Source organism: Daejeonella sp. (assembly GCF_044342615.1).
GTDB lineage: Bacteria > Bacteroidota > Bacteroidia > Sphingobacteriales > Sphingobacteriaceae > Daejeonella.
Genome location: NZ_JBIIPN010000156.1, coordinates 1 through 5,406, shown reverse-complemented (window position 1 = coordinate 5,406; position 5,406 = coordinate 1). Strand labels below are relative to the sequence as shown.

Annotated in this window: 6 protein-coding genes and 1 pseudogene; 5 read left to right on the top strand and 2 right to left on the bottom strand. The window is 36.5% G+C overall.

Translation table 11 applies throughout. The features are described 5' to 3' along the window. Positions 1-153 precede the first annotated feature (153 nt). From ACIQ0D_RS11245 to ACIQ0D_RS11230, 4 genes are all read left to right on the top strand, one after another. Positions 154-1,029 (top strand): YicC/YloC family endoribonuclease, encoded by an 876-nt coding sequence (locus ACIQ0D_RS11245; RefSeq protein WP_395805646.1) that lies wholly within the window; start codon positions 154-156, stop codon positions 1,027-1,029. Between the two features lie 53 nt (positions 1,030-1,082). Then, a complete protein-coding gene (gene gmk / locus ACIQ0D_RS11240; protein WP_395805644.1) occupies positions 1,083-1,652 on the top strand; it encodes a guanylate kinase in 570 nt (189 codons plus the stop codon). A gap of 73 nt (positions 1,653-1,725) precedes the next feature. Continuing rightward, positions 1,726-2,298 carry a nicotinate (nicotinamide) nucleotide adenylyltransferase gene (nadD, locus tag ACIQ0D_RS11235; protein WP_395805642.1) on the top strand — a complete coding sequence of 191 codons (573 nt, stop codon included), beginning with the start codon at positions 1,726-1,728 and terminating at the stop codon, positions 2,296-2,298. A gap of 37 nt (positions 2,299-2,335) precedes the next feature. Beyond that, positions 2,336-2,938 (top strand): tRNA-(ms[2]io[6]A)-hydroxylase, encoded by a 603-nt coding sequence (locus tag ACIQ0D_RS11230; protein ID WP_395805640.1) that lies wholly within the window; start codon positions 2,336-2,338, stop codon positions 2,936-2,938. Positions 2,939-2,966: 28 nt separating this feature from the next. On the opposite strand, the gene ACIQ0D_RS11225 is transcribed toward ACIQ0D_RS11230, so the two are convergent. Next, positions 2,967-3,680 (bottom strand): SAM-dependent methyltransferase, encoded by a 714-nt coding sequence (locus tag ACIQ0D_RS11225; protein WP_395805648.1) that lies wholly within the window; start codon positions 3,678-3,680, stop codon positions 2,967-2,969. 184 nt (positions 3,681-3,864) lie between these two features. Between ACIQ0D_RS11225 and ACIQ0D_RS11220 the strand changes: the two genes are divergently transcribed. After that, complete coding sequence (locus ACIQ0D_RS11220) at positions 3,865-5,070, top strand: DUF6600 domain-containing protein (protein WP_395805638.1); 1,206 nt, start codon at positions 3,865-3,867, stop codon at positions 5,068-5,070. A gap of 57 nt (positions 5,071-5,127) precedes the next feature. Here the strand turns inward: ACIQ0D_RS11220 and ACIQ0D_RS11215 are convergent. Beyond that, positions 5,128-5,406, bottom strand: a pseudogene (locus tag ACIQ0D_RS11215) (pyridoxal phosphate-dependent aminotransferase); the annotation flags it as partial.

Below are 5,406 nucleotides of genomic sequence, written 5' to 3'. Positions count from 1 at the left end.
ATATTCACAAACACCAATTGAACAAGAATCAGTAAAAGGACAAAAATTTTCTTCATCAGCATCAAAATTAGTAAAACATAGGCTTTTAATAGTCTAAATAATGTTAAATGACGATATTATTAAGGCTATCTAATTAAATCTTATCTTTGCAAAATGATTAAATCCATGACAGGATATGGTTTGGCGACAAGTGATTATGCTCATGCAAAATACACGGTTGAGATCAAATCATTAAACAGCAAATTTTTGGAACTTTCCTTAAAACTTCCAAAGGCATTCTCTGATAAAGAATTTTTATTAAGAAATGATTGTACACGCCAGATTGAACGTGGTAAAGTAAACATCAGCATTCATGTTGAATATGCTGAAACTAAGCTCAAAACGTCAACAATCAATCAGTCATTACTCAAACATTATTATTCACAATTAAGGGAGTCGGCAGATACTTTGGGTGACATAGGAAGCAACCTATTCCAAATGGCCTTAAATTTTCCAGATGTGGTACAATACACTGCCGATGAAGTGAGTGAGGACGAGTGGAAAATGGTTTATAAAACATTTGAACAGGCATTACTTAATTTTCAGAACTTCCGTCAAGATGAAGGAAATGTGCTAAAGCAGGATCTGATTTTCCGCATCAATAATATTATGGAAGGAATGAAATTAGTATCTGAGCAAGAGCATTTGCGAATTCCATCTATCAAAGACCGTCTAAATCAATTTTTAGAAGATGCCGTAGGTAAAGAAAATATAGACCATAACCGTTTTGAACAAGAATTGATTTATTTTATTGATAAATTAGATATCACTGAAGAAAAAACCCGCTTAAAAAGTCACTGCGATTATTTTATTACTGCTTTGCAGGATAAAGATGCAAATGGCAAAAAACTTGGATTTATATCTCAAGAAATTGGTCGTGAAATAAATACTATGGGTTCCAAAGCTAATGATGCTAAAATGCAGCAGACTGTTGTGGGAATGAAAGAAGAGCTTGAAAAAATTAAGGAGCAATTACTAAACGTACTTTAAAATCTATGTCCAATTATAATCAGACATAGAACTATAAAACATGAATTAAAAGAATGAATAAGGGTAAACTCATTATATTTTCAGCTCCTTCAGGGGCAGGTAAAACCACCATTGTACAGCATTTATTAAAGAAGTTTCCTGAATTATCGTTTTCAATTTCAGCTACAACAAGAGAGCAACGCGGCGATGAAGTAAATGGAAAAGACTACTATTTTATTAGTCAGGAGAGTTTTTTACACAAAATTGCCCAAAAAGATTTTGTTGAATTTGAGGAGGTTTACACCGGGACATTTTACGGCACTTTAAGATCAGAGATTGAGCGTATTTGGGCAGAAGGAAAACATGTTATTTTTGATATTGATGTGATTGGGGGTCTTCACTTAAAGAAAAAATATGGAGAAAGCGCTCTTGCTGTATTTGTACAACCACCATCATTGGAAGTATTGATCGAAAGGCTTACTGGGCGAGGGACCGATTTACCGGAGAAACTCGCCGAAAGGATTAAAAAAGCCGACAAAGAGCTTAAATATGCCGACCAATTTGATGTGATATTAAAAAATTATGAGTTAAAAACAGCATGTAAAGAAGCAGAAACATTGATTACAGATTTTATTGAACAATAGGTAGTCTGTCTCAAATCTAACATCTCATATCTATCGTCTCATATCTAGTGTCTCATATCTCACATCTCACTAAATGAAAATAGGATTATTCTTCGGCTCTTTCAATCCAATTCATATTGGCCATTTGATAATCGCCAATTACATGGCCAATTACACTGACCTTCAGCAGGTTTGGCTTGTAGTATCTCCACTAAACCCATTAAAGAAGAAAAGCGACCTGATTAATATTTATGATCGCTTAGAAATGGCAAAACTGGCCACTGAAGATGCACTAAATCTACGAGTGAGTGATATCGAGCTAAAATTGCCGCAGCCATCCTATACCATTGATACCTTAACATATCTACAAGAAAAATATCCGGAACATGAGTTTAGCTTGATTATGGGTGCCGATAATCTCGCTTCCATCAAGAAATGGAAGAACTATGAGCTCCTTCTGCGCGATTATCATATTCATATTTATCCGAGACCGGGATATGAAATAAAAGAATTTAAAGATCATCCATCCATAACAATCACCGAAACTCCATTGATGGAGCTATCTGCAACCTTTATCCGAAAAGCATGGAAAGAAGGAAAAAATGTACAATTTCTTGTGCCTGATAAAGCACTCAAATTCATGGATAGTAAAAACTTATATCGATGAAAAACAATCATTTTAACAAAAAGGCTAAATTATCATTGTGAGCAACGAAAAAACTATGTTAAAGCTTAAACTTCCAACCGACCCCCTTTGGGTTAAAAATGTGGTTGAAAGTAATATTGAAGAAATCCTAACCGATCACGCGTTTTGTGAGCAAAAGGCAGCGAGCAATGCAATCACCTTGATCGTTCAAAACCCGAATTTATCTGATCTTGTTCAAGAAATGGCCATGCTAGTTCAAGAGGAAATGGATCATTTTAAAAGAGTTCATGATTTAATCATAGCTAGAGGTTTTGTTTTGGGAAGAGAGCGAAAAGACAATTATGTGAATGAGCTCATGCAATTTGTGATTAAAGGTGGAAGCCGGCATGAGCAAATGATTGACCGACTCTTATTTTCGGCGATGATTGAGGCTAGAAGTTGTGAGCGCTTCAAGGTGATGTCTGAGCACATTAATGACGAAGAGCTTTCCAAGTTTTATCATGAGCTAATGATCAGTGAGGCAGGGCATTATACCATGTTTATCGGCTTAGCACGTAAATATGCAGATGGTTTTGACGTAGAAAAACGATGGAAAGAGTTTCTTGAATATGAAGCCAAAGTAATACAAAATTACGGCAAATCAGAAACCATTCACGGTTAAAAGCTTTGAAAAAAATCTAAAAATAGACCTAAACTCTTTTAAACAATAAAAAGATAGTAGGTCTTTTATGTAATTGAGGAATTTTTAATTTCCAGTCTCGAATCGTTTTAGTCTGTATAAACTCCCCTTCTGCAGTGATATCGCATGCAATGCATAACCTCGTATCAGGCTTACAACTTTTCAAAATTTCTTCCAAAAGTGAATCATTCCGGAATGGGGTTTCAATAAAAATCTGTGTTTGACTATGACGTTCTGCCACCGATTCGAGCTCTTTAACTTTATTTGCTCTTTGTAATTTATCAATAGGCAAATAACCATGAAACGTAAAGCTTTGTCCGTTAAAACCCGAAGCCATTAATGCCAATAAAATAGAACTTGGTCCAACAAGCGGGACCACTTTTATACCCTTAGCATGCGCAATGGCCACAACTTCTGCACCTGGATCAGCTATCCCAGGACATCCAGCTTCACTCATTAAACCAACATCCTTACCTGAGAGTAGGCCTTTAAAGAAATCATTTACATGAGCATCACGATTATGTTTACCATAATCATGTACAATGAGCTCACTTTGAGGGGTTTTTAATCCCGCCTCTTTTAAAAATCTTCTTGCTGTCTTACTATTCTCAACGATATATTCATTGATATGATTAATGGTATCAACCAAGTAAGGCGTAAAAGATTTCGCAGATGCATTTTCTGCCAATGGAACCGGAATAAGATAAAGAGTGCCTAATTGCATGTATAGTTTTTCGGACAAAATAATCAAAATCAAAACAAATTTGATTAAAAGAGTGATAAATGGATGAATTTTCTAGCTTCCTTACATCCAAACTGAGTATTTAAGTAATAAATTAATTACAATACAACCTTTGGCTAAATTTTATACTCTATTCAGTATCCGCACACAATTAAATTTTTAAGTTATGAAAACGAAAATGAGTTTTCCGAAATGCTTATTCTTTTTATCCATTTTATTAGGTTTTGTTTTGCCATCACGCGTTCAAGCTCAATATGATGATGATGTTTCATTAGAAACCTTTTATGAAGAACTTTCTCCCTATGGAGTTTGGATTTATGATCCACAATATGGAAATGTATGGCGACCAGATGTAGATCAAGAAGAATTTAGACCATATTATAGTAATGGGCATTGGGAAATGACCAAATATGGAAATACTTGGGTTTCTGACTATGATTGGGGCTGGGCACCTTTTCATTATGGTCGTTGGATTCATAGCAATCGTAGAGGTTGGTTATGGGTGCCTGATACTAAATGGGGACCAGCATGGGTAACTTGGCGTAGTGGTGCTGGGCATTATGGATGGGCTCCTCTTGGACCGGGTATCAATATTAACATAAATATTGGTCCGCGTATTCCTGATTATTATTGGGTATTTGTTCCACAGTCTTCTATTTACTATTCACGATTCCCTAGGTATGATAGACGTAGAAATATATCTATTTATAGCAGGACTGTGATTATCAATAATACTTATGTGATCAATAGAAATAGGTATTATGCTGGGCCACGAATTGAGGAGATTAGACGAGTAACTCGAAGACCGGTAACGATAAATGAAGTGAGAAATAATCGTCAATATGGATATGCTGGTGGAAATAATAGACCTGAGGTAATTCGAAATTCGGATCGTGGAGGAAACCCAGGAAATAATCCGAGGCCTACAAGATCAAATGATAATGAAGCTGGAAGAGGTGTAACTAATGAGCGAAGTGGAGTTGTTAACGATGATAGATCCACTGTAAGGCCAGAAAATAGGCAAATTCCAGCATCCTCACAGCGAACAAATAGAATATACGACAATCAAAATGCTCGTGAAGGGCAAAATCCTGCCTCAGGAAGCATTAATGAGTCGCGAAGAGACAATGGTGGATCACAACAGGGAACAAGTTCAGAAGCAAGAGAACAAAGGCCAGCGAGAGTTCAACAAGCTCAGAGTCCACAGCGTGTTCAAGCTCCAGAGCGTGTTCAAAGATCATCAGCCCAGGAGTCAAGACCTGCGCCTGCACAAAATAGTAGGACACAAAGAGAAGAACCTAGCAGAAATAATACTCCTGCTAGTCCGGAGAGAAGTAGCAGAACAGAAGGAAGACCAGGAAGGGTACAGTAAAATGAACTGTTTTGAAATAAAAAACCGGCTCCTGTAAAGGAAGCCGGTTTTTTTTATTTATTTAAGCTTACCCAGCGCCAATCTCATTCTCGGTATCATCTCTTGAATATCCTCCAAAGAGCAAGCACCAACAGAAGCTCTAAACCAATTCACACTGTTATTTGTCCCGAATGCCGAAAAAGGAACAATCCCCATTTTTGCCTCTTTGATTAGGTAAAAATTAACATCGGTACTATTTTTTAAGACTTCACCTTCGGGAGTAGTTTTACCAATATAATCCACTTGAACTGTCAAATAAATAGCACCCATCGGGTTAATAGCATCGACAGCAAAACC